Source organism: Burkholderia orbicola (assembly GCF_900100915.1).
GTDB classification, from domain to species: domain Bacteria; phylum Pseudomonadota; class Gammaproteobacteria; order Burkholderiales; family Burkholderiaceae; genus Burkholderia; species Burkholderia orbicola.
The window spans coordinates 1,469,608-1,493,248 of sequence record NZ_FNKW01000002.1 but is presented as its reverse complement, the minus strand read 5'-3'; the positions used below and the strand labels follow the sequence as shown (position 1 = coordinate 1,493,248).

General features: G+C 67.0%; 20 protein-coding genes. 14 read left to right on the top strand and 6 right to left on the bottom strand.

The genetic code is table 11. From position 1 onward, the window contains the following. Positions 1 to 19: 19 nt before the first annotated feature. On the bottom strand, positions 20 to 1,429 hold the full coding sequence (locus tag BLS50_RS23650) for a heavy metal sensor histidine kinase (protein WP_074804453.1): 1,410 nt from the start codon (positions 1,427 to 1,429) through the stop codon (positions 20 to 22). Beyond that, on the bottom strand, positions 1,426 to 2,097 hold the full coding sequence (locus BLS50_RS23645; protein WP_012338817.1) for a heavy metal response regulator transcription factor: 672 nt from the start codon (positions 2,095 to 2,097) through the stop codon (positions 1,426 to 1,428). The genes BLS50_RS23650 and BLS50_RS23645 overlap by 4 nt, the downstream gene beginning before the upstream one ends. A gap of 232 nt (positions 2,098 to 2,329) precedes the next feature. On the opposite strand from BLS50_RS23645, the gene BLS50_RS23640 reads away from it, so the two are divergent. The 10 genes from BLS50_RS23640 (at position 2,330) to BLS50_RS23590 (ending at position 12,599) form a co-directional block, all read left to right on the top strand. Then, on the top strand, positions 2,330 to 2,695 hold the full coding sequence (locus BLS50_RS23640) for a hypothetical protein (RefSeq protein ID WP_069230590.1): 366 nt from the start codon (positions 2,330 to 2,332) through the stop codon (positions 2,693 to 2,695). An 88-nt stretch (positions 2,696 to 2,783) separates the two neighbouring features. Beyond that, positions 2,784 to 3,053: a hypothetical protein gene (locus tag BLS50_RS23635; RefSeq protein WP_034175319.1), complete on the top strand. Its 270-nt coding sequence runs from the start codon at positions 2,784 to 2,786 to the stop codon at positions 3,051 to 3,053. Continuing rightward, positions 3,050 to 4,552, top strand: a complete 1,503-nt coding sequence (locus tag BLS50_RS23630; RefSeq protein ID WP_074804451.1) for a TolC family protein — start codon at positions 3,050 to 3,052, stop codon at positions 4,550 to 4,552. Before BLS50_RS23635 ends, BLS50_RS23630 begins: the two co-directional genes overlap by 4 nt. 1 nt (position 4,553) lies before the next feature. After that, positions 4,554 to 5,849, top strand: coding sequence for a multicopper oxidase family protein (locus BLS50_RS23625; RefSeq protein WP_074804449.1), 1,296 nt, complete (start codon positions 4,554 to 4,556; stop codon positions 5,847 to 5,849). Positions 5,850 to 5,915: 66 nt separating this feature from the next. Then, positions 5,916 to 6,260, top strand: coding sequence for a copper-binding protein (locus tag BLS50_RS23620; RefSeq protein ID WP_023475324.1), 345 nt, complete (start codon positions 5,916 to 5,918; stop codon positions 6,258 to 6,260). 16 nt (positions 6,261 to 6,276) lie between these two features. After that, complete coding sequence (locus tag BLS50_RS23615) at positions 6,277 to 6,657, top strand: copper resistance CopC family protein (protein ID WP_069230593.1); 381 nt, start codon at positions 6,277 to 6,279, stop codon at positions 6,655 to 6,657. Next, positions 6,654 to 7,595: a CopD family protein gene (locus tag BLS50_RS23610; protein ID WP_069230594.1), complete on the top strand. Its 942-nt coding sequence runs from the start codon at positions 6,654 to 6,656 to the stop codon at positions 7,593 to 7,595. Before BLS50_RS23615 ends, BLS50_RS23610 begins: the two co-directional genes overlap by 4 nt. A 169-nt stretch (positions 7,596 to 7,764) precedes the next feature. Next, positions 7,765 to 9,579, top strand: a complete 1,815-nt coding sequence (locus BLS50_RS23605) for an ExeM/NucH family extracellular endonuclease (protein WP_074804446.1) — start codon at positions 7,765 to 7,767, stop codon at positions 9,577 to 9,579. A 697-nt stretch (positions 9,580 to 10,276) separates the two neighbouring features. Further along, a complete protein-coding gene (locus BLS50_RS23595) occupies positions 10,277 to 12,124 on the top strand; it encodes a S10 family serine carboxypeptidase-like protein (RefSeq protein WP_074804442.1) in 1,848 nt (615 codons plus the stop codon). 43 nt (positions 12,125 to 12,167) lie between these two features. Further along, entirely contained in the window at positions 12,168 to 12,599 is a 432-nt protein-coding gene (locus BLS50_RS23590; protein ID WP_074804441.1) for a 2-oxoglutarate dehydrogenase, read from the top strand. A 56-nt stretch (positions 12,600 to 12,655) separates the two neighbouring features. Here BLS50_RS23590 and BLS50_RS23585 read toward each other — a convergent pair whose 3' ends face one another. Both BLS50_RS23585 and BLS50_RS23580 read right to left on the bottom strand, forming a co-directional pair. Next, positions 12,656 to 14,167, bottom strand: a complete 1,512-nt coding sequence (locus tag BLS50_RS23585) for a glycosyl hydrolase family 79 C-terminal domain-containing protein (protein WP_124621087.1) — start codon at positions 14,165 to 14,167, stop codon at positions 12,656 to 12,658. Between the two features lie 626 nt (positions 14,168 to 14,793). Further along, on the bottom strand, positions 14,794 to 15,804 hold the full coding sequence (locus BLS50_RS23580) for a GlxA family transcriptional regulator (RefSeq protein ID WP_074804439.1): 1,011 nt from the start codon (positions 15,802 to 15,804) through the stop codon (positions 14,794 to 14,796). An 88-nt stretch (positions 15,805 to 15,892) separates the two neighbouring features. On the opposite strand from BLS50_RS23580, the gene BLS50_RS23575 reads away from it, so the two are divergent. After that, on the top strand, positions 15,893 to 16,993 hold the full coding sequence (locus tag BLS50_RS23575; protein WP_074804437.1) for a DJ-1/PfpI family protein: 1,101 nt from the start codon (positions 15,893 to 15,895) through the stop codon (positions 16,991 to 16,993). 15 nt (positions 16,994 to 17,008) lie between these two features. On the opposite strand, the gene BLS50_RS23570 is transcribed toward BLS50_RS23575, so the two are convergent. Next, positions 17,009 to 18,088, bottom strand: coding sequence for an alcohol dehydrogenase catalytic domain-containing protein (locus BLS50_RS23570; protein ID WP_074804435.1), 1,080 nt, complete (start codon positions 18,086 to 18,088; stop codon positions 17,009 to 17,011). Positions 18,089 to 18,197: 109 nt separating this feature from the next. Between BLS50_RS23570 and BLS50_RS23565 the strand changes: the two genes are divergently transcribed. Then, entirely contained in the window at positions 18,198 to 18,989 is a 792-nt protein-coding gene (locus tag BLS50_RS23565) for a helix-turn-helix transcriptional regulator (RefSeq protein WP_074804433.1), read from the top strand. Positions 18,990 to 19,085: 96 nt separating this feature from the next. On the opposite strand, the gene BLS50_RS23560 is transcribed toward BLS50_RS23565, so the two are convergent. Next, on the bottom strand, positions 19,086 to 20,564 hold the full coding sequence (locus BLS50_RS23560; protein WP_074804431.1) for an aminotransferase class V-fold PLP-dependent enzyme: 1,479 nt from the start codon (positions 20,562 to 20,564) through the stop codon (positions 19,086 to 19,088). Between the two features lie 638 nt (positions 20,565 to 21,202). Here BLS50_RS23560 and BLS50_RS23555 point away from each other — a divergent pair. Next, positions 21,203 to 22,456 carry an MFS transporter gene (locus BLS50_RS23555; protein WP_053526102.1) on the top strand — a complete coding sequence of 418 codons (1,254 nt, stop codon included), beginning with the start codon at positions 21,203 to 21,205 and terminating at the stop codon, positions 22,454 to 22,456. A 160-nt stretch (positions 22,457 to 22,616) separates the two neighbouring features. Further along, the gene (locus BLS50_RS23550; protein WP_011694479.1) at positions 22,617 to 23,546 is read left to right on the top strand and encodes a LysR family transcriptional regulator; all 930 of its coding nucleotides are present in this window, start codon (positions 22,617 to 22,619) and stop codon (positions 23,544 to 23,546) included. The last annotated feature ends 95 nt before the right edge of the window (positions 23,547 to 23,641 follow it).

The window sequence follows — 23,641 nt, the reverse complement described above, 5'->3', positions numbered from 1 at the left end:
GAATGCGGCGGCGCATGACCTAACTATCGGTATCGCGCGGAAAGTACAGCGCGAACGTCGTGCGCCCGTCGCGGCTCGCGACGTCCACCTTGCCGCGATGCAGCTCCATGATCGACTTCACGATCGCGAGCCCGAGCCCCGCGTTGCGCGCCGCGCCGTGCCGCGACGAATCGATCCGGTAGAAGCGCTCGAAGATCCGCTCGACCTGTTCGGGCGGAATCGCGACGCCGCGATTCGTGACTTCGACGACCGCGTAGCTGCCTTGTACGGACACGGCCAGTTCGATCGTCGACGCGGCTTGCGCGTGTTCGAGCGCATTCGACGCGAGGTTGCTCACCGCGCGCCGGAACAGCGTCGCGTCCGCGACGACCGGCGCTTCGCCATGCACGTCGATGCGCACGCCGGCCTCGTCGGCCAGCGCCTGGAAATACGACGCGAGCCGGCGCAGTTCGCTGCCCGCATCGAGTTCGGCGGTCTTCAGGTGCTGCCGCGCATTGTCGGTACGGGCGAGAAACAGCATATTCTCGATCATCCGCTGTAGCCGTTCGCATTCCTCGATATTCGATTCGATCAGCGCTTCATATTCGTCGGTCGTGCGCGCGCGCGACAACGTGATCTGCGACGAGCTGATCACGTTCGCGAGCGGCGTGCGCATGTCGTGCGCGAGATCGGATGAGAACTGCGACAGCCGCACGAACGCGCGTTCGAGCCGGTCGAGCATCCGGTTCACCGACGTGGCGAGCTCGCGCAATTCAACCGGGCCGCCGCGCGCGTCGAGGCGTGCGTTCAGGTTGTGCGCCTCGATGCGCGACGTTTGCCGGCCGAGGCTCTCGACCGGGCGCAGCCCGCGCGACGCGACCGCATAGCCGAGCGCACCGACCAGCAGCGCGCCGACGGCCGCCGCGAGCCAGATGTCGACGCGATAGCTTTCGAGCAGCGACTGGCGATCGGTTGCGGTGCGCGCGAGGGCGACCTGGATCGCTTCGCCGGACGGCAGCGTTTCGCGCGCATACACGCAGCGCGACGTGCCGATGCCGGGCGGCGCGCACGTGAACGGGCTGCCGGCGTTGCCAGCCGGATGCGAGGCCGAGATCACCGACGCAAGCGTGTTGCCGGCTTCGTCGGAATGCTCGACGAGCGGCCGGTGTTGCGCATCGTAGATGCCGAGATAGACGCCCGGATGCGACAGCAGCACGTCGTGGAACACGGCCGGATCGGCGCGCAGCGCGGCCGTCGATCCGCTGGCGCGTGCGAGTTGCAGGAATTGATTCAGCTTGGCCGAGATCTCGATGTCGTCGCGCCGTGTCAATTCGGCGGACAACGAGCGGTAGAGATACGCGCCGGTCAGCGCGAACACCAGCGCCGCGACGGCGGCGAACGCGAGCGTCAGGCGCCGCAGCAGCGAATACGACGCGGGGCGCGCGGTCACGAACGATCCTCGAGCACGTAGCCCATGCCGCGGATCGTGTGGATCAGCTTCTTCTCGTACGCGTTGTCGATCTTCGCGCGCAGGCGCTTGATCGCGGCATCGACGACGTTCGTGTCGCTGTCGAAATTCATGTCCCAGATCTGCGACGTGATGAAGGTGCGCGTCAGCACCTCGCCTTCGCGTTCCGCGAGCAACTGCAGTAGCGCGAATTCCTGCGCGGTCAGGTCGATGCGAGTGTCCGCGCGCCGCACGCGGCGCTTGAGCAGGTCGATTTCGAGATCGGCGACGTGCAGGATGTCGCGCACGTTACGTGGCGCGCGCCGCAGCAGCGAGCGGATGCGCGCGAGGAATTCGGCATATGCGAACGGCTTGAGCAGGTAATCGTCGGCGCCGAGTTCGAGCCCGGCGACCTTGTCCTCGATTGCCTCGCGGGCCGTGAGCAGCAGCACGGGCGTCTGCTTCTGCGCGCGCAGCCGCCTGAGCACCTCGAAGCCGTCCAGCGCGGGCAGCATCACGTCGAGCACGATCAGGTCGAAATCCTCGTGCAAGGCGAGGAACAGCCCGTCCTGGCCGTTTTCCGCGACATCGACCGTGTAGCTCGCCTCCGTCAATCCCTTCCGGAGGTATGACGCCATCTTGGGTTCGTCTTCGACTATCAGTATCCGCATGGTGAGGCAGGCTGTTCGTGATTCCAGCCGGTCAGTGTAACGCCGGAGCGTACGGCGTCGTGCGTGCGTGAAGGATGACCGGCGGATGACGGAATTGTCATGAAAAGCCGGTCATGTTTCGGCCATGCCGTCGTCACCGCGGCGGCGATAAGCTGCGACCGTCTTGTCCCCGGAGCGCGCCGTCGTGCGACGCGCCGGCCCTAACGATCGCTGTCTGCCTGATCTCGTATCCATGTCGTACTGGCGCACATTTCTCGTCGTCGTGTTGCTCGCGCTGAGCCTGTCGATCCCGTCGTTCGCGGCGGTTTCGATGCAGTGCCCGGGCGCCGCCGTGCCGCAAGAGGAAAAGGCGTCGCACGCGATGCCGGCCGCGCAGGGTGGCCATCACGATCACGGCGATCGCGACGATCACGCGCGGCATGCGTCGTCATGTGCCGCGTGCGTGTCCTGCTGCTTCGGCACGGGGATGTCGAGTGCGCCTGCGGTGCCCGCCGCGGCGAGCGTCGGCGTCACCATCGTCGCGCCTCCGCGCTCGGCCGGGGGCGTGTCGTTCCTGACGGGCGGCATCGACCGGCCGCCGCGCCGGATGCCCGCCTAGTCGCTGCCCGCGGCCGATGCGCCGCGATCCGCCATCCGCTCCGGCGGCCGCATCAGGCGCGCCGGACGACTTACGACGAGACATGTTCATGCGATTGATCATTGCGGCGCTGTTGGGCGCGGCGGCCCTCGTGCCGTCGCTCGCGCCCGCGCAAACCCCGTTTCCCGATCCGGCGGACGCCGCCGCGTCGGTGCCGGACGTCACCGTGACGTCCGCGTTCGACGGCTACCGGCCGTATCGGGACGACGCAGGCCCGGGCTGGAAGCAACTGAACCGGGATGTGATGGAGCGGCCCGCGAAAGGGCGCACGACCGGCAACGCCGCGCCCCATTCGACGCACGGAGGGGCCACGCGATGACGACGCTGGCGATATCACCGAGGATCGGCGCGGCCGCGATCGCGCTGGCGTTCCTCGCGGGCTGCACGACGTTTTCGAAGGATGGCGGGTTCGACGCCGTGTCGTCGGCTGCATCGGAACGCATCGGAAAGGACGCGGTGGTGGTGAGGACCGACGCCGATCGCGAAGCGGTCGACCAGCGGACGAAGGAACTGCTCGGCAAGCCGCTGTCGATGGACGACGCGGTGCAGGTCGCGTTGCTGAACAACCGCGGGCTGCAGGCGTCGTACGCGGAACTCGGGCTGTCGGAGGCCGACCTCGTGCAGGCCGGCCGGTTGCCGAACCCGCGCTTCGCATTCAGCCGCACGCGTGCCGGCGATGGCGAGCTGACGCTTGGCCGCACGTTCTCGGCGAACGTGTTCGCGCTGCTGACGATGCCGCTCGCAACGAAGATCGAACGCCGCCGTTTCGAGCAGACCAAGCTCGAAACGGCCGATGCGATGCTGAAGGTCGCGGCCGACGCGCGCCGCGCGTATGTCGAGGCCGTCGCCGCCGAGCAGGCCGCACACTATGCGCAGCAGGTGCGCGACGCCGCGAGCGCGGCCGCCGAACTCGCACTGCGCATGCGGCAGGCCGGCAACTTCAGCCGGCTCGACTACGCCCGTGAACAGGCGTTTCACGCCGACGCGGTCGCGCAGTACGCGAAAACGCGTCAGCAGGCCATCGCCGCACGCGAGAAGCTCACGCGCGCGATGGGGCTGTGGGGCGAGCGCACGCGGTACGCGCTGCCCGAGCGCTTGCCGGATTTGCCGAAGGCGCGCCCGAACCTGCCCGACCTCGAACGCTTCGCGATGGGCAATCGCCTCGACGTCCAGGCCGCGAAGCTGCAGACGCAGGGCGTCGCGTCGTCGCTCGGCCTGAGCAAGGCCACCCGCTTCGTCAACGCGGTCGAGCTGGGCTACGTGAACGACTACGAAACCGGCAAGGGCCACGAGCACGGCTACGAAATCAGCGTCGAGATTCCGCTGTTCGACTGGGGGGGAGCCAAGGTCGCGCGCGCCGAGGCGATCTACATGCAGTCCGCGAACCGGCTCGCGAAAACGGCCATCGATGCCCGCTCGGAAGTACGCGAATCGTATGCGGCGTACGTGACGAGCTACGACGTCGCAACGCACTATCGCGACGAAGTCGTGCCGCTGCGCAAGACGATCTCCGACGAACTGCTGCTGCGCTACAACGGGATGCTCGCGAGCGTGTTCGAGCTGCTGACCGATGCGCGTGAACAGGTCGGCGCGGTCAACGGCTACATCGATGCGCTGAAGGACTACTGGCTCGCGGAAACCGATCTGCAGATGGCCGTCGGCGGCCGGTTGCCGTTACCAGGTGCCGTGCCGAGCGCGACGCATTCCGCCGAATCGGCATCCGCATCCACACCCGTCGCCGACGCTGCGCCGCAGCCGGCTTCCACTCCCGCGGCGCCGTCGGCGCCCGCCACGCAACCGCATCCGGAAGGTCATTGACATGGTGTCCCGTCGACAATTTCTCAGCGGCTCGGGCGCCGCGCTGCTCGGTGCGGCGATGGTCAGCAAGGCCGGCGCCGCGTCGTTGCCCGACGCGCCGACGATGGCGAAAGCCGGCACGCAGCCGCCGCTTGTGCCGCCCAACGGCCGCCCGTACACGCCCGTCGCGACGCTGAACGGCTGGTCGCTGCCGTGGCGGATGAAGAACGGCTGGAAGGAATTCCACCTGACGGCCGAGCCCATCGTGCGCGAGATGGCGCCCGGCATGAACGCGAACCTGTGGGGCTACAACGGCCAGTCGCCGGGCCCGACGATCGAGGCCGTCGAAGGCGACAAGGTCCGCATCTTCGTGACCAACCGGCTGCCGGAGCACACGACGATCCACTGGCACGGGCTGCGGCTGCCGAACGGGATGGACGGCGTCGGCGGCCTCACGCAGCCGCATATCCCGCCCGGCAAGACCTTCGTCTACGAGTTCCAGCTCGAAGCGCACGGCACGTTCATGTATCACCCGCACGCCGACGAGATGGTACAGATGGCGATGGGGATGATGGGGATGTTCATCGTGCATCCGAAGGCGCGCGGCACGATGGCGGTCGATCGCGATTTCGTGTTCCTCCTCGCCGCATATGACATCGACCCCGGCAGCTATACGCCGCGCGTGAACGAGATGACCGATTTCAACATGTGGACCTTCAACTCGCGCGTGTTCCCGGGCATCGATCCGTTGCCGGTGCGCGCCGGCGACCGCGTGCGGATTCGTTTCGGCAACCTGACGATGACGAACCACCCGATCCACCTGCACGGTTACAGCTTCGAGGTCGCGGGCACCGACGGCGGCTGGATTCCGCCGGCCGCGCGCTGGCCGGAAGTGACGGCCGATGTCGCGGTGGGGCAGATGCGCGCGATCGAGTTCACCGCTGATCGTCCAGGCGACTGGGCGTTCCATTGCCACAAGTCGCACCACACGATGAATGCGATGGGCCACCAAGTGCCGAACCTGATCGGCGTGCCGCAGAAGGATCTCGCGAAGCGCATCGGCAAGCTCGTGCCCGACTACATGGCGATGGGCAGCACGGGCGGCGCGATGGGCGGCATGGAGATGCCGCTGCCCGACAACACGCTGCCGATGATGACCGGCACGGGCCCGTTCGGGCCGCTGGAGATGGGCGGCATGTTCACGGTGCTCAAGGTGCGGCAGGGGCTGGGCCGCAACGACTATCGCGATCCGGGCTGGTTCCGGCATCCGAAGGGCACCGTCGCATACGAATACACCGGCGAATTGCCGGACGGCTGAAGCAGCATGCGGCGGCCGCGTCGATGCGGCCGCCGGTTTCCATTCACTCACACGGGAGTCGACACGATGAAGAAGGGACTGGTTTTGATGGCGACGGGGTGCGCGCTGGCGTTCTCCGCGGCGTCGTACGCGGCCGGCGACATGGCCGGCATGGACATGAGCGCGAATGCGAAGCAGGGCGCCGCGGTGTCGCGCATGTCGCACGGCGAGATCCGCAAGGTCGACACGGCGGCCGGCAAGCTGACGATCAAGCACGGCCCGCTGGAGAACCTCGGGATGGACGCGATGACGATGGTGTTCAAGGTGAAGGACCCGGCGATGCTGGCGCAGGTGAAGGTGGGCGATACGATCGATTTCGTCGCCGAGGACGTGGACGGTGCGTTGACCGTCGTCGAGCTGAAGAAGCCGTGAAGCGGAGCGCGTGAACATGACGATCTCGATGTTCAAGCGGCTGGCCGGCTTTGCCGCGGCTACCGCCATCTTCGCAGGCGCACCGGTCGCGGCGTCGGCGCACGGCAAGCTGGAGCGCGCCGTACCGGCGGTCGGTAGCACGATCGATGCGGCGCCCGACACGGTGCGGCTCACGTTCAACGAAGACCTCGAACCGGCGTTCAGCTCGGTGAAGGTGTCGGACGCAAGCGGCAACGCCGTCACGCAGGACAAGGCGAAGGTCGATGCGTCGAACCCGCGCGTGATGACCGTCGCGATACCGAAGCTCGCGACGGGCGCGTACACCGTGCAGTGGGCGGCGATGACGGCCGATGCGCATCGCACGAAGGGCACCTATACGTTCCGGGTGAAGGAATGAACGACGGCATCGTCGGCCTGCTGCGGCTCGTGGCGGTGGCGATCCAGAACGCCGGGTTCGCGGTCGTCGTCGGCGCATTGCTCGGCCGGCACTGGCTCGCACGCGGCGTGTCCGCGTGGCAGCACGACGTTGGGCGGCGGCTCGCCGCGACGCTGCGCATTGCGTCCGTCGTATCGCTGCTCGCGAGCGTCGCCGCGTTCTGGGCGCACTGCGCGCTGATGAGCGAGGTGTCGCTGCTCGACGCTGGGCCGGCGGTGTGTTCGATGCTCGCGCGCACCGGCTTCGGTCATGCGTGGCTGGCCGGGGCGGCGTTCATGCTCGTCGTCGTGCTGCTGTCGTTCGTCGGACGCGCGAACGACACGCGGTTTCCGTTCGCGATGGTGGCTGCCCTCGCTTGTGTCGCGCTGGCGCGCAGCAACGGCGGCCATCCGGTGGACGCCGGGCTGTTCAGCGTGCCGGTGTGGATCGACTGGCTGCATCTGCTGGCGATCAGCGCGTGGGTGGGGCTCGTGCTCGTGACGGCATTCGGCGTGATGTCGCGGCTCGCCCGCATGCCGGCGAGCGAACGCGCGACGGGCGCATCGTTCGTGCAGTCGCTGTCCGACGCATCCACTTACGCGCTGGTCGTGTTGTTCGCGACCGGCGCGTACAACGGCTGGCGCGGCGTCGATACACCCGCCAACCTGTTCGCGTCGACGTACGGGCAAATCCTGCTGCTGAAGCTTGTGCTCGTGCTGATTGCCGCGATGCTCGGCGGACACAACCGCTTCTTCGGGATGCCGAAGCTGCTGGCCGCGTTGAAAGACCCGGCCGCCGCGATACCGGTACGCGCGTTGAGACGGTTCGGCATGGTGTTGCGAGTCGAGGCGGTCGTGCTCGGCGGCGTGCTGATGGTGGCGGCCGTGCTCGTGTCGAGCGCGTTGCCGGGGACGGCCTAGCGGCGGGGCTTCGTCGTCGGAAGATTGGCTGCATTGTCGAGACTTGACCGGACGACGCATGGCGATCGCGGCGTGATGATGGCGATTACATCGGCCTGTCTGCCGATTACCAAAAACTGTCACCGAGCGCCGCTAAGCTTTCGCCACCCTCACAACCGGGATTCCCGCCATGCGCTCGACAATCCGCCTGTTTGCCCCGCTATTGCTGCTCCCGACGCTCGCCGCGCCGGTATTCGCCGCCACTGCCGCGCCCGTCAGCGCGAACTGCGGCGGCAGCACGACGCCGATCGCCGATATCCAGGGAGCAGGCGCGCCGTCGCCGCTCGCCGGTCAGAACGCATCGATCGAAGCGGTCGTCACCGCCGATTTCGGCGGCACGGACGGCTTCGGCGGCTTTTTCGTCCAGCAGGCGGACGCGCAGCGCCGCAACCAGCCGGGCGTGTCCGAAGGCCTGTTCGTCTATGCGCCGAAAGCGCGCGCGAAGGCCGGCGATCTCGTGCACGTGACGGGCAAGGTCGAGGAGAAATACGGGCAGACGCAGCTCACGCTGCAGGGCGCGATCGCGGTATGCGCGAACGGCCAGACGGTCACGCCCGCGACGCTCACGCTGCCGGTCGACAGCCCCAACGCGTTCGCCGCGTACGAAGGGATGCTCGTGCGCCTGCCGCAGACGCTGAGCGTCACCGACAACTACGAACTCGGCCGCTACGGCAGCGTGATGCTCAGCAACGGCCGCCTGCATACGCCGACGAGCGTCGTGCCGCCCGCGCAGGCGCAGACGCAGATCGACGCGAACGCGCGCAACCGCCTGATCCTCGACGACGGCTCCAACAAGCAGAACCCCGCGACCGTGCCGTATCCGGCGCCGGGCCTGTCGGCCGCGAACACGCTGCGCGCGGGCTACACCGTGCGCGACGTGGAAGGCGTGCTCGAAGTGCGTTACGGCGCCTGGCGCGTGCAGCCGCTGCCGGGCGCGGCCGTGCCGGCGTTCGACGCGCGTTCGAACCCGCGCACCATCGCACCGGCGCGTGATCCGAAATCGAACCTGCGCGTCGCGTCGTTCAACGTGCTGAACTACTTCAACGGCAACGGTCTCGGCGGCGGCTTCGACGATCCGAACAATCGCGGCGCGAAGACCTTCCAGGAGTTCCAGCGCCAGGAAGCGAAGATCGTCAGCGCGCTGAAGGCGATCGACGCCGACGTGATCGGCCTGATGGAAATCCAGAACAATGGTTACGGCGAACTGAGTGCGGTGCGCCAGCTCGCGGCGAAGCTCGGCAACCACTGGCGCGTGGTCGATCCGGGCACGTCGCGGCTCGGCGGCGACGCGATTACGGTCGGGATGATCTATGACAGCCGCAAGGTCGAGCCGGTCGGCCGCGCGGCGACGCTCGCGATCGACGACAAGAATCGCCAGCCGCTCGCGCAGTCGTTCCGGCTGATCAACGGCAACAAGCAGGCGCTGACGGTGGCCGTGAACCACCTGAAGTCGAAGAATTGCCCGGACGCCGCGAACGACGATCTCGACCAGGGCGATGGTCAAGGCTGCTGGAACCCGACGCGCACGCGCGCGGCGGCGAAGGTTGCCGACTGGCTGGCCGGCAACCCGACGGGCGTCAAGAGCCAGGGCGTGCTGCTGATCGGCGACTTCAACAGCTACACGTACGAAGACCCGATCCGCACGCTGGAATCGCGCGGCTACCGCAATCTCGTCGCGCGCTGGATCGGCGCCAACGCGTACAGCTACGTGTACAACGGCGAAGCCGGTTATCTCGACCACGCACTGGCGACGTTGCCGCTCGCGTCGCACGTGAAGGCCGTGCACGAATGGCACATCAACGCGGACGAGCCGCTCGCGCTGCAGTACACGCTTGCGTACAAGTCGGCCGAGCAGCAGAAGACGTTCTACGCGGCCGATGCGTATCGTTCGTCGGATCACGATCCGGTGCTGATCGATATCGCGCTGCCGGGCGGCGGGAAGTAAGCGTGGTTTGAGTCTTGGTGACGGCGCGATGTGCGGCAATGCCGGACGTCGCGCCCGTTCCGGAAAGCCGTTCGAATACCGGGTAAATAATGCCGTGAACAATTAATCGAACCGGTATTTTATGGATGATGCGGTGCACATCGATACTTCGATTGAAGTGCGATTGAAATGGAAAGAATCATCGAATGACGTGTGCATGCTGCTGTATCGTCTTAATCGATTGACGATAATAAAATTGAAAGAATAATCCTGTCGATCTGAAGGCTTTCGATGCGTTGCGCCAATGCAGGGAAGGTTTCCGCGTTGTGCCGAAAAAGTAAAATATTCGACGCGACATAGCCGATAAAGCCCGCCTTGCACGAATAATTCCGTTTTCTTTCAAATGCCAGACACTGTCCGGCCTTCGCATCATTGCGGGATTTTTAATATCCGAATGATCTTTGACAACGCGGCGCAGCACCGCCTATTTTTGTCATGGCTCAAGTTTCAGTCATACAAAAGTTGTCCAAACTGCAGGGGGCGCGTCCGGGCATCATTCTCGCCAGCAGTTTGCTGTGTCTGTATCAAGTTCAGTCTCTGAGAAGTCCCATTCCCAACCGCCGACTGCCGACCGTGCAACGCGAGTGGCGGGTCGGCCTGCGCGTGTCGCAGGCGTTGGCGGCCTTTGTGATGCGGTATCCGAAGCCAAAGGAAAGAGATGAAACCAGACAGGAGCAGTATCGGCAGCCGCCGTGTTCGCCGCGGCCGGCTGGCCGGGCTAGGCGCATTGACTGCCATGACACTGGCGCTCGCGGCATGCGGCGGCGACGATTCGTCGTCCGTCGGCGCGTCGAGCCTCGCGCAGGCCACCGCGAGCCAGCAGGCCAGCGCGCAGGGGGCCGGCACCCAGGCGCCTGCGGCCAACCAGCCGTACGTCGACCCGGTCGCGTACTCGATGAACGCGACCGACGGCCTCGCGCCGTCGCAGGTGTCCGAGAAAGCGGCCGTCATGCATTACCAGTGGAAAGGCGGCGGCAAGACGATCGACTACACCACCACCACCGGTCACCTGACCGCGCAGGATGCGAACGGTAATCCGGAAGCGTCGATGTCGTATGTCGCGTACACCGCGCCCAGCACGAACGGCAAGCCGCGCCCGGTCACGTTCGTCTATAACGGCGGGCCCGGCTCGTCGTCGATCTGGCTGCGCCTCGGCTCGTTCGCGCCGACCCGCGTGGCCACGCCCGATCCGCTGTTCGGCAACAACTGGCCGAACTATCCGCTCGTCGACAATGCGGAGAGCCTGATCGACACCACCGACCTCGTGTTCATCGACCCGCCCGGCACCGGGCTGTCGGAAGCCGTGTTGCCGAACACCAACCAGAAGTACTGGGGTTCCGACGTGGACGTGAACATCATGCGCGACTTCATCCAGCGCTACCTGAACGTCAACAGCCGCGGCACGTCGCCGATCTACCTGTACGGCGAATCGTACGGCACGCCGCGTACCGACATGCTCGCGCTCGCGCTCGAATCGGCCGGCGTGCACCTGACGGGCATCGTGCTGCAGTCGGCGATCCTGAACTACTTCGCGGACGCGGTGGAAGCGGTGGCGATCACGCAATCGACCGAAGGGCTGTTGCTCGATACCGACACGGTGGCTGGTTACCTGCCCGGCTACGCGGCGGTCGCGGCGTACTTCAACCAGGTGTCGCCGGCGCCGGTGAACCAGGGTCTGTACGCACTGCAGACGGAACTGTTCACGACGCTGATCTACAGCCAGTTGCAGAAGTACTCGCAGTCGTGGGTGTTGAGCCAGCTCGGCATTCCGGATGCGCTCGGCACGCCGGTGTTCCCGAGCGATGCGACGCTCAGGCTGTGGTCGATCCCGTCGAGCCTCACCCAGCAGGCGCTGCGCGGTTACTTCAACGCGAATCCGTTCGGCACGAGCCTGCTGCCCGGCACGACGATTGGCCGGTACGACGGGCGCGTGTCGTTGCCGAATTCGGACCCGCGGCTGCAGAACGACGGCGATCCGTCCGACATCCTGATCTCGCAGCCGTTCACGAACGCGCTCGCGACGCAGATGCCGGACTACCTCGGCTATACGGCCCCGAACGCGACGTACCTGCCGCTGAACGACAACATCATCGAGGTCTGGGACTTCTCGCACGACGGCCAGCCGATGCCGGACACGATCCCCGATCTGCTCGGCGCGCTGCAGCTCAACCCGAAGCTTCGCGTGCTCGCGGAGAACGGCTTCCACGATCTCGCGACGCCGTTCTTCAGCACCGAGAAGCAACTCGCGCGGCTGCAGACGGTGAAGGGCCTGAATCCGAAGCTGCAGGTGAACTTCTTCCAGGGTGGTCACATGATCTATCTGGACGACGTCGCGCGCCCGCAGATGAAGCGGGATTTGCAGACCTTCTACAAGGGCGCGCGGATTCCGACGGCGCTGACGCTGCACACGCTGCCGCCGCCGTGGCCGGATGAAAACCCGCCGAGCGTCCCGACCGGCAGCACGCCAGGCGCGACCGCCGCGACGACGCTGGCGGCAGCCCCTTGAGCGACGGAGTCCTTATCAAACGAACCCTCTCTTCATCCATTGAATGCGAGCGATCATGTCCCTAATCCAATTGATGCGGCGTATGTCTCCGTTGATCGTGCTCGGTGCCTTGATGAGCAGCGCCCATGCGTTGCCGCCGCAGGCGGTGGCGCCGGTGAAGCTGCCGCACGGCGGGCGCGGTGTCGACGGTCCGTTCTTTCCGGCCACGCGGGCGGCGCCGGTGTTGCCGTCGACCGGCGCGGCCTTGCAGCAGCAGGCGCAACAGCGCGTCGACGCGCGGCTCGGCGGCAATACCGTGCTGAGCAACGGCGTGGCCGTGACGAAAGCGCAGGCGCAGAGCAGCGGGCTCGGCTTCGTGTCGAAGCACTTCGACGAGATCGATGCGAAGCACATCGGCCGCGTGACGATGAGCGATGTCCGGCAGTTCATCCGGCAGCAGCAGGTGCAGGCGCAGCAGGAACAGCAGGACGAGTGACGTAGCCGGGCAGGGTAGCGGCCGGTGCGATGGTGATCGCACCGGCCGCCGCAGGTTTACCGAACGATCGCCAATAGCGCGCTGCCAGCCGCGACGTGTACGGTCATGCTCCCGTTGGAGACGGGCTGGGTCGTGGGCGCCGGGGGGGAATCCCAGGTCCCGTCGGCGCTCAAGTGCGCGCCGTTGACCGACACATCGGCTGCCGCGATATCGCTGAGTCCGCCGGTCGAACTCAAGCGCAGCAGTGCGGCGCGAGTGGCATTCGGCGGCAGATGCTGGACCGTCACATCGCCGTCGCTGGCCGATTCGTTGAGAATCAGCACGCGATGCGAGCCGTCCTGCGCGAGCACGTCATAGGCCTTGATCGGCAGTGGCGGTTGCACGCTCATGTCGATTCGCGTTTCAAGCAGCGTACCGGATGACAGATCGACGGCTTGACCAAACAGCCAAAGGCCGTAGTACTCGGGTTGCACCGACGTGACCGCGGCTGCATGGGTCTGAATCGGTGAGTAGTACGCAGTATTGCCGGAATGAAAGTTGACGCCGCGCATCCCGTAGCGGGCGTTGGTGAACAAAAAATCCACCGCCCATAATGCGCTGGCGAACGCATTGCTGACACCGGGTGCGCCGCTCAGGTGGGGGCAGCTGTAAAAGGAATTGGCTTCGTCCATGCGCGCACCGCCGGACACGCCGTTGTCCGAGGCCGCACGAACCAGCGCCTGCAACTCGCCGGGCAGGCGCGGATCTGCCGCCAGCATGCCCGGAATGCTCGGCGCATAGCCCGTCGCGCTGTTCGGGCAACTCGAGTTGGTGTAGTAGTGCTGCGTCAACAGCTGGATTCCGCCGCCAATATTCTGCGCAAACGGAATGGTGTAGTGCATGAAGTTGTATGAGGAGGCCGGCCCGGTGAGCGCCGGGTTGCGTCCCGAACCCTGGGTCGCGCGCGCGTCGGTGCGCCACTCGTCGAGAAACTGATTGAACGTGTAGGTGGATGGCCGCAGTCCGTTGTGGGTGTAGAGATCGGGTTCGTTGCCCAGTTCCAGTCCGGCAAGGCGACTGCCAAGCTTGCGCATGACGTACGCCGCTTCGCTGCTCATCTGCGTCGCGTTTTCGGTCGCGAAATTGATGCCATAGATGACCCGCCATCCGGTGGCGTTCAGGAAATCAGCCAGGCGGTCGACGTCGGAGGGGGCGATATGGCCGGGGGTCATCCCCTGGCCACCCGGGTCCTTGCTGTCGTCCCACGTGGTCTTGTTGACGCTGTTGCCGCCGATGCGTAGCACCCCCGGGCCGAGCTGCCTGAACAACGCGATGAGCGAGCGGTTGTCCCCGGAAAACAGCCCCGCGGAGAGCTGCGCCTTTTCGAAGCTCAGGCCCGAACTGGCGGGTGACAACGATGCGGCTCCGGCGACCGCCGACTCGATGGTCAACGTGACGGGCGTTCCGTTGGGCAACGTCGGGTGCACTGCTGCGGGAGGTGGCTTGACAGGCGTCGACGCTATCGCGTTGCTCCAACAGCCACCAGTCATCAGTGCCAGCAAGGCGGCGGCAAGCGGAATGGATTTCACGACACGGTTCAATCTGGTGTCGCGTACGTGGACAGGCATACTCTCCGATCTGATCTGCATGGATATCTCGATTGCTTCAGATGATGCGTGGGTGATAGAGCGCGTCGTTGCATCAATCCCGATCGCCAACCTCGTTGCGCCACCACACGCCAGATGTGTTCAAGGGTCAACGCGTGGTGCTTTCTCGCGGTGGAATCGAGGGGAGTGCGCTGTGCGCGATGCTCGACCGCAAAAGTCGAGCATCGACGCAGCAACCCGATGAGTGGACAGCGCCGCGACGGGCGCCGGTTGCGCGCAAACGTCGACACGTCACGCATCGCATCAGGTTGATGCAACGATGCGAGTCTACGCCCAACGTTGATGAGTCTGCTTTCTCGCGGGCATGTATGGGCCGGGTGTATCGGCCATCCGATAGCGCGTAACAAGGCCCGGCCGCGCAGGGGATACGGCTCGGTGGACCTGAACGTAAGCGCGAACGCCTTCTGTCGGCATCTGTTCAACACCACCCGAGCGCGCATGATGGTCGGTGCGTGCAACGGGCGGCATCCGCCCGGTTCGTCGTCGATGACGATGCGCGGTTTCGGCGTGAAGCAAGCCGGGATCGTCGGCAACCTGATGGCGACGGCTTATTCCGTCCGCGGCTTGTTGCGTCGCGGCCCGAAGCGCGCGCGATAGTCGCGCGGCGAGGTGCCGACGCGTTTCGCGAACGCACGCTGCAGTGCGTCCACGCTGCCGAATCCCGCGCGTTCCGCGATCCGTTCGAGTGGCCAGTCGGCCCGCTCCAGCAGCGCCTTCGCTCGCTCGACACGCGCGGCCAGCACGTACTGCGCGGGCGACACGCCGGTCTCCTTGAAGAAATGGCGCGCGAAGGTCCGTTCGCTCATGTGCATTCGCGCGGCCAGCGCGGCGACGCCGAGGTCGCCGGCCGGATCGTCGGCGATGTCGGCGAGCAGCGACCGCATGCGCGGCGTCGCACGAGCCTGGATGTCGAGCCCGACGCTGAACTGCGCCTGTCCGCCGGGACGATGCATGAACAGCACCAGTTCGCGTGCGACCGCGAGCGCGGTGGGCGCGCCGCAGTCCGCCTCGACGAGTGCCAGACACAGATCGATGCCGGCCGTCACGCCGGCCGACGTATGGAACGGCGGATCGCTCACGTAGAGTGCGTCCGGTTCGATCCGCGCGTCGGGACAGAGCGCCTGTAGCGTCGCGCACTGGTTCCAGTGCGTGGTCGCGCGCTTGCTGTCCAGCCATCCGCCGGCGGCGAGCACGAACGCACCCGTGCAGATGCTCGCGATGCGCCGCGTGTCCGCAATCCGCGTGCGAAGCCACGGCAGCACGCCGGCTTCCGACGCGGCGTGCCGCAGCGCCGCTTCGTCGCCGCCCGCGACGATGATCGTGTCGATTCGTGCGGGCAGCGCCGCCAGTGCGGCCGCGCCGGCGAGGCGCAGGCCCGCGTGCGTGACGATGTCGTCCCCGTGTTGCGACGCGAGCGTGAGCCGGTATGGGGCGGCGTGCGCCGGAAGATGACGGTTCGCGACCGCGAACACTTCCATCGGCCCCGTGATGTCGAGCGACTGGACGCCTTCGAAGCCGACGACGACGATGTCGCGTGCCGAGCAGGTTGACTGGGACATGGCGGAAAGTGCGGTGGAGTTGTCCTTGTGACCGCGAGCATGATCCTTGTAATTTTCCGGACATGCAATCGATCGATACGGGTGGACGATGCGGGAACGGAAGACAGGCAGCGCGGTGTTGCTCGTGTGCGGGCTGCTGGGTGCGTGGGCATTGGGGGGGCCGACGCGGGCGATGGCGGAAGATGCGCCGGCGGCGGCCCGGACGCTGACGATCGCCATGCCGAAGGCGGGCCGCACGCGGCCGCTCGTGGCGATCGTCGCGGACAACGCCGGCACGGAGACGACCGATTTCATCGTTCCGTATGCGATTCTGAAGCGCTCCGGCGCCGTCGATGTCGTCGCCGTGTCGGCCGACGAAGGCGAGGTCGAACTGATGCCCGCCCTGCGCATGCTGGCCGATACCACGTTCGACCGGTTCGACGCGACGGTGCCCGCGGGGGCGGACGTCGTGATCGTTCCCGCGCTGCATCGTGCGGACCGGCCGGCCGTGCTGGCCTGGCTACGCAAGCAGGCCGCTGCCGGCGCGACGATGGTGGCGATCTGCGATGGCGCCGAGGTGCTCGCGAATACCGGCCTGCTGCGGCAGCGCACCGCGACGTCGCACTGGTATTCGCGCGAGGGCCTGCGTCGCCGCTTCACCGAGACGAAATGGGTCGACGATCGTCGCTACGTGATGGACGGCAACGTCATGACGACGACCGGCGTGTCCGCATCGATTCCCGCTTCGCTGGCGTTGCTGGGTGTGCTGGCCGGACCGAATGTAGCGCGCGAGACGGCGCGGGGCCTCGGCGTGCAGACATGGAGCGATGGTCACGACGGTGACCGGTTCGGGTTGACCGCGCGCGTGGTGGCGATTGCATTGATGAACCGCCTCGCGTTCTGGCGGCACGAGACGTTCGATCTGCCGGTCGAAAGCGGGTTCGACGAACTCACGGTCGCGTTGACCGCCGACGCATGGGCGCGGACCTGGCGTAGTGATGTCGTCGCAACGGCAGATGTGGGCGTGGTCGAGTCGAGGCACGGGCTGCGGCTGCTGGCGCAGCCGGCCGATGTCCGGCACGCGCGTGTGGCGATGTCGGCTGGCCGGCGGGGCGATTCGGCGCTTCCCGGCGTGCTCGCCGATATCGCGGCGCGCTACGGCGACACGACGTCCAGCTGGGTGGCGCTGCAACTGGAGTATCCGAAGTAGCACCCATCGCGCAGGCTACGGCGCGATCACCGTCATCCTGAACGGCCCGCCATGCTCCGCCGCATGCACGACCGCGTCGTTCGCGTCGTCGAGCGCGAAAACCGTCACGTCGAAATGCCCGAGGTCGAGCAGCCCGCCGCGGACGAGCCCGGTCATCAGCGTCACGGCTTCCGTCGGGTACATCCATTTGCCGCGCAGCGTGATGTCGTTGCGCATGATCCACGGATACGGCAGCTCGAGCCCGGCTCCGCCGAGCATGCCGACGCCGCCCATCAGCACCACGCGTCCATAAGGACGCACGGCCATCACGGCGGCACGCACCGTCGTCGCCGGCACCGACGGCGGCATCAGGTCGATCACGCAGTCGATCGGCCCGGGCGCCGCCTGCTGCATGCGGATGCGGTCCGCGGTTTCGTCGCCGGTCAGCTCGACCGTGCGTACGCGGTCGCCGAAGCGGCGCTCGAGATCCGCCAGCACGCGTGCATTGCGGCCGGGCGCGACCACGCATTGCGCGCCCATCGCCAGCGCCACCGCGATGCAGGCGCTGCCAAAATTGCCGGTCGCGCCGCTGACGAGCAGGATTTCGCCGGCGCGCAGGTCGGACGCAAGCAGGCCGCCGTAAGGCACGAGCAGCGTATTGAGCGCGCACCAGCGCGCGGCGTCGGCCGGCGCGATCGCGCCGATGCGCACCGCGTTCTCGGTCGGCACGCGCAGCCGCTCGGCGAACGGGCCGTCGTGAAAGTAGCGCTGCAACTGCTTGCCGCCTTCGCCGCGCGCACTCCAGCCCTGCAGCACGATGTCGGGCATCCGCGCATCGTCGCGCGAGCGCACGGTCGGGTCGCAGAATACCCAGTCGCCGGGCTGCAACTGCGTCGCGTCGGGGCCGGTTTGCCGGACCCGGCCGATCGCGCCGCAGCCCGGCACCATCGGCAACTCGATCGGATAGCGGCGCTCGCCGCTGAACACTTCCCGCGCATAGGACAGAACCGGCGTCGCGACGACGTCCACGACGACTTCGCCGGTGCCGAGCACGGGGTCGGGCATCGCTTCGATCGCGAGCGGCTGGCCGAGCGACTTCAGAATCGCAGCTTTCATGACGCTTCCTCGGGGTAGGGACGCGTCGATTCTGGCAGGCTTAGAATCGGCAACAAGGCCCGGCGCGAGCCCAGGATTGGCCGGTACCACCCAGCACGGAGCGAACCCGATGACCGTCACCACGCGAACCCCGTTCGGCGATTTCCTGCGCTCGCGGCGCAAGAAGTTGCGCCCGGATGCCGTCGGCCTGCACGACGGCCCGCGCCGGCGCACGCCCGGCCTGCGGCGCGAGGAAGTCGCGGAACGGGCGGGCATCGGTGTCGACTGGTACGTGCGGCTCGAGCAGGGGCGCGACGTCAACCCGTCGGATGCGACGCTCGACGCGCTGGCGCGCGCGTTGCGGCTCGACAAGGCCGAAGCCGCCCACCTGCGCACGCTCGCGCGGCGCGACGGGTCACGTGCGTTCGTGCCGGAGCGTGTGCCGCCGGCCATCGCGCGGCTCGTCGCGCATCTTCAGCAGCCTGCCTACGTGACCGGCCGGCGCTGGGACATCCTCGCGTGGAATGCGGCCGCGGCCGATTTGCTCGGCTTCGACCGGCTGGCGCCGGCCGATCGCAACATCCTCGTCTACATGTTCGAGGCGCCGTACGCGCGTGCGCTGTTCGCCGCAAGCTGGGCCGACGAGGCGCGCCGGATGATCGCGCTGTTTCGCGCGAACCACGATCTCTACGCGAGCGACCCGGCGTTCGTCGCGCTGGTGGCGCGCTTGCGCACCGGCAGCGGCGAGTTCGCGCAGTGGTGGGATGCGCATGACGTGCGCAGCGGCGTGTCGGGCGAGAAGGTGCTCGTGCATGCGCGACACGGCACGCAGCGCTACGAGTACGCGACGTTTCAGGCGAACGACGATCCCGCGCTGAAGCTGGCGATCTATACGCCGGTGAGCGGCGATGAACAGACGTGATGCGGCTGTGACCGGCGCCATCCGGCGTTCACGCAGCGAGGCATCGGCTTCGTGCGTGAACGCAGGGGTGACGCGTAACGGCGGAAGGGCGGCGGCTCAGGCCGTGCGTCGCGCGGACAGCCGATTCCACAGCAGGCCGGAGCGGCTGCCGCTGCGGCAATACGCGAGCACCGGCTTCGGCAGCGTGTCGACCAGCGCGCCGAACGCGTCGACTTCCGCGTCGCCGATACGGTCGCGCTCGACCGGCAGGTAGCGCGCGTCCATGCCGAGTTCGCGCGCGGCCGCAGCGATCTCCTCGAACGCCGGCTGATCGTCGCCTTCGCCATCCGGCCGGTTGCAGATCACCGCGCGGAAACCGGCATTGCGGATCGCCTTCAGGTCGGCCGGCGTGATCTGCCGCGACGCGGTGAAGCCGGTCGCCGCCGCGGCCCGACATTGCTCGATCGCCCGCGCAAAACAGCCGATCGCGAAGTCGACGTCCTGCTCGGTCGAGAAACGCCCGAAGCTGATGCGCACCGTGCGCCCGGCCGTTTCCGCATCGAGGCCGATCGCGGTCAGCACGTGGGACGGCGCGCCGCTGGTCGAATTGCAGGCAGAGGTGGACGACACGGCGAGCGCATCGCCGAGCATGAACGGGAAGAAGCCCGGCGCATGCACCGTCAGGCTCAGCGTGTGCGGGATGCGGCGGGCGGCGGCCGCGTTCTGCGTGACGTCGCCGAGCGCGAACAGCGCGCCGGTGAGCCGCGCGCCGAGTGCCGCGATCCGCGCGGCTTCGCCGTCGAGCTTTTCAGCGGCGAGCTCGCATGCGACGCCCATGCCGACGATCTGATGCGTGGCGAGCGTGCCCGAGCGCAAGCCGCGCTCGTGGCCGCCGCCGTGAATCTGCGGCGCGATCCGGCTCGCGATCTCGCGGCGCACGAATAGTGCGCCGATGCCCTTCGGGCCGTACACCTTGTGGGCGGACATCGACATCATGTCGATACCGAGCGCGCGCACGTCGATCGGCGTCTTGCCGAGCGCCTGCGCGGCGTCGACGTGGAGCAGCGCGCCGGCGGCATGCACGACGCGGGCGATCGCGCCGATGTCGGTCAGCGTGCCGATCTCGTTGTTCACGAGCATCAGCGACACGAGGCCGGTGTCGGGGCCGATCGCGGCCGCCACCGCGTCGGCGGTGATTTCGCCGTGGGCGTCGGGCGTCAGGAAGGTGACCTGCGTGCCGTGCTTCGCCAGGTTCGCCATCGTGTCGAGGATGGCCTTGTGCTCGAGGCGGCTCGTGATCAGGTGGCGCTTGCCGGTCGCGTGTTCCGCATAGCCCTTCAGCGCGAGGTTGTTCGATTCGGTGGCGCCCGACGTCCAGACGATCTCATCGGCATCCGCGCCGATCAGGGAGGCGACTTGCGCGCGGGCGTGCTCGACCTTGTCTTTCGCGAGCCGGCCGGCGGCGTGCGAACTGGATGCGGGGTTGCCGAAGATGCCGTCGAAGCCGAGGCAGGCCGTCATCGCTTCGATCACGCGCGGATCGGCGGGGGTCGTGGCTGCGTAGTCGAGGTAGTGCAGCGGGGTGGTATCGCTCATGTCCGTCTCTTGCTGATTGCGTAGTGACGGAAATGATACGGGGGACAGAAGGGAAAAAGGATCCAAAGTTGGCTGGGGATTGGGCTCCGTGTGGAATAACGTTTTATGAGATCGATGAATAATGGAATTTACTTCTCGATCTGGCCGGTGCCCATACAGGTGAAGATTGGCGACGAAGTTTTCGACGGCGACGGCTCGCCGGAAGGATGCCCGGAGCACTTCTTTCCAGTTGCTCCGCATCCATCGAGCACGTTTTCCAACACGGAATCGACCGGCACCGAGCGAGCAGTCCACCGACACCCCGAGGTCTATGAGGGATTCCCCCGGTAACACGCGAGCGAGTGCCACTCCAGTGCCGCGCCCTTCGCCCGACGCTTTCCCGCTGCCCCTTCCCGCCCGCCGCTCCCGATTATTTGCGTTTCGCGAATGACGCGTTCGCTGGTTGTTCCATACCCGATCGGCGGGCGTGCACCTATCGTGGTGGCGTTGGCTGAGCCCGTTCGATGCGTCGAATCCGGACGCCAGCCGGCACTTCCTCGCGATCCTCGCGATTCGCGTCGCACACAAAAACCATCGGACCCGGGCCATGCGCAGGCGCTGCGGCGCGCGCGGGCGAACCGGCGTCCACGGAGACGGACATGAAAGCAAACGAGTGGGATACCTCATACGAGTGGAAGGCGGTGACGCTGCTGGCGCTCGGCTTCGGGCTGGTCGGCCTCGACCGCTGGCTCATCGCGCCGCTGTTTCCTTCGATCATGAAGGACCTCGACCTGACCGCACAGGACGTCGGCAACTGCATCGGCGTGCTCGGCCTGTCGTGGGGCATCTTCGCGGCGCTGATGGGCGGTATCTCGGACAAGATCGGCCGCCGGAAGGTGCTGATTCCGGCCATCATCGCGTTCTCGCTGCTGTCGGGCTTCTCGGGGCTCGCGGGCGGGCTGCTCGGCCTGATGGCGATTCGCGGGCTGATGGGCGTCGCGGAAGGCTCGTTCTGTCCGACGAGTTTTGCGGCGACGGCCGATGCGTCGCATCCGCGGCGGCGCGGCCTGAACCTCGGCCTGCAGCAAAGCGGCTTCGCGCTGTTCGGCCTCGCGCTGTCGCCGATCATCGCCACGCAGTTGCTCGGTTTCGTGTCGTGGCGCTGGGTCTTCGCGCTCGTGGCCGTGCCCGGCCTGATCCTCGGCGCGATCATGTTCTTCGTGATCCGCGAGCCGAAGGTCGCGAAGGAAGTCGCGTCGGAGCATGCGCCCGCGTCGCTCGGCCATGTGCTCAGGAGCCGCAACATTCTGGTCGCGATGGCCGCGCTGTGCTGTGCGATGACGGGTGTCTTCGTGCTCGGCGCGCTGCTGCCGCTGTACCTGACCGATTACCTGTCGCTCGGCACGCAGAAGATGGGGCTCGTCGTGTCAGCGATCGGCTTCGGCGGCTTTCTCGGCCAGTTCGGGTTGCCCGGCCTGTCCGATCTGGTCGGCCGCCGCATCGCCAGCATCGTCGGCTTCGCGGGCACGGCCGTGATGCTCTACGTCTTTCGCGGCCTCGGCCCGCAGCCGCTCGCGCTGTTCGGTGTGCTGTTCGTCGCATCGTTCTTCACGCTCGGGCTGGTGTCGCTGCTGTCCGGGCCGGTAGCGACCGAGGCCGCGCCGGTCGGCCTCGTGTCGACGTCCATCGGCGTGGTGGTTGGCGTCGGCGAGATCTTCGGCGGCGGCATCGCGCCGGCGATGGGCGGCTACGTTGCCGCACACTTTGGCATCCAGAACATTCTGTGGCTGCCGATGGGCTCGGTGCTGCTCGGCATCGTGGTCAGCCTGCTGCTGAAGGAAACCGCACCGGCCGTGCTGCAGCGCCGCGCGGCCGTGCAACCGGGGCTGGCCGCCGGCGAGCAGCCGCGGTAATGCCGGCGGGCGCATACCGGCGCGGGCGTACCTTCGAGCACCGGTGCCGGCGCGCCCCGCGATTGACATCGATTTGGCGACACAGTGACGCCTTTTGCATGACACAGCGCTCCGCCCGCACAGGTAGACTGCCGGTTCCGCTGTCGAAAAAGGGTGCGGTATGGACCGGTTTCTGAGCATCGAGGCATTCGTGAGGGTCGCGGAGGCCAGCAGCTTCGCCGAAGCGGCGCGGCAACTGGGTGTGACGAGTTCGGTCGTGACGAACCGCATCCAGCAGCTCGAGAAGTTCGTCAATGCACCGTTGTTCCACCGCAGCACGCGCCACGTGCGGCTGTCGGAAGTCGGCGAGACGTTCTATCGCGAGTGCGCCGAGGTGGTGGGCCGCGTCAACGAGCTGACGGACCAGATGCGCGAACTGCGCGCAACGCCGACCGGCCGGCTGCGCATCCAGATGCTGCCCGGCTTCGCGCTCGATCACTTCGGCGCGCCGCTCGCCGCATTCAATCAGCGCTATCCGGGCATTCAGCTCGACATCATCGTCAACGATCGCGTCGTCGATCCTGTCGAAGAAGGGTTCGACATCGCATTCCAGATCTTCCCGCCGATTTCCGAGTCGCTGATCGAGCGACGGCTGTTCACGGTCAGGCGTCTCTTCTGTGCCGCGCCAGCGTATGTCGACGCGCATGGTGCACCACAACATCCGCGCGATCTGCTGCAACACACCACGGCGCTGTATTCGGGCTACCCGTCGCGCAACCGCTGGACGATGACGCGCGGGGACGAGGTCGTCGAAATGGAGTTGCCGGGCATGATCCGCTCGAACTCCGTTCATCTGTTGCGCGAGTACGCGTTGACCGGCGGCGGCGTCGTCTGCCTGCCGACGCTCGTGGCGAGCGACGCGCTCGTCGCGGGCCGCCTGGTGCCGATCCTGACCGACTACCAGCTCGCGCCGCTGAGCTTCGCCGCCGTTTATCCCGCGACGCAGCGACAGGCGTTGAAGGTGAGAGCGTTGGTCGAATTCCTCGCCGAATACATCGGCGACGAATCGCCGTGGGATCTGCCGCTGCTGGCGCGCGGCTGGGTGCGTTGACCCGCGCGGATTATTCGCGAAACGCAAATGCCGTAATCGTCGTCCGTTGCCTTGTTGCGGCTGTTCGTTGCCCCTAGAGTGGAATCCAACAAGCG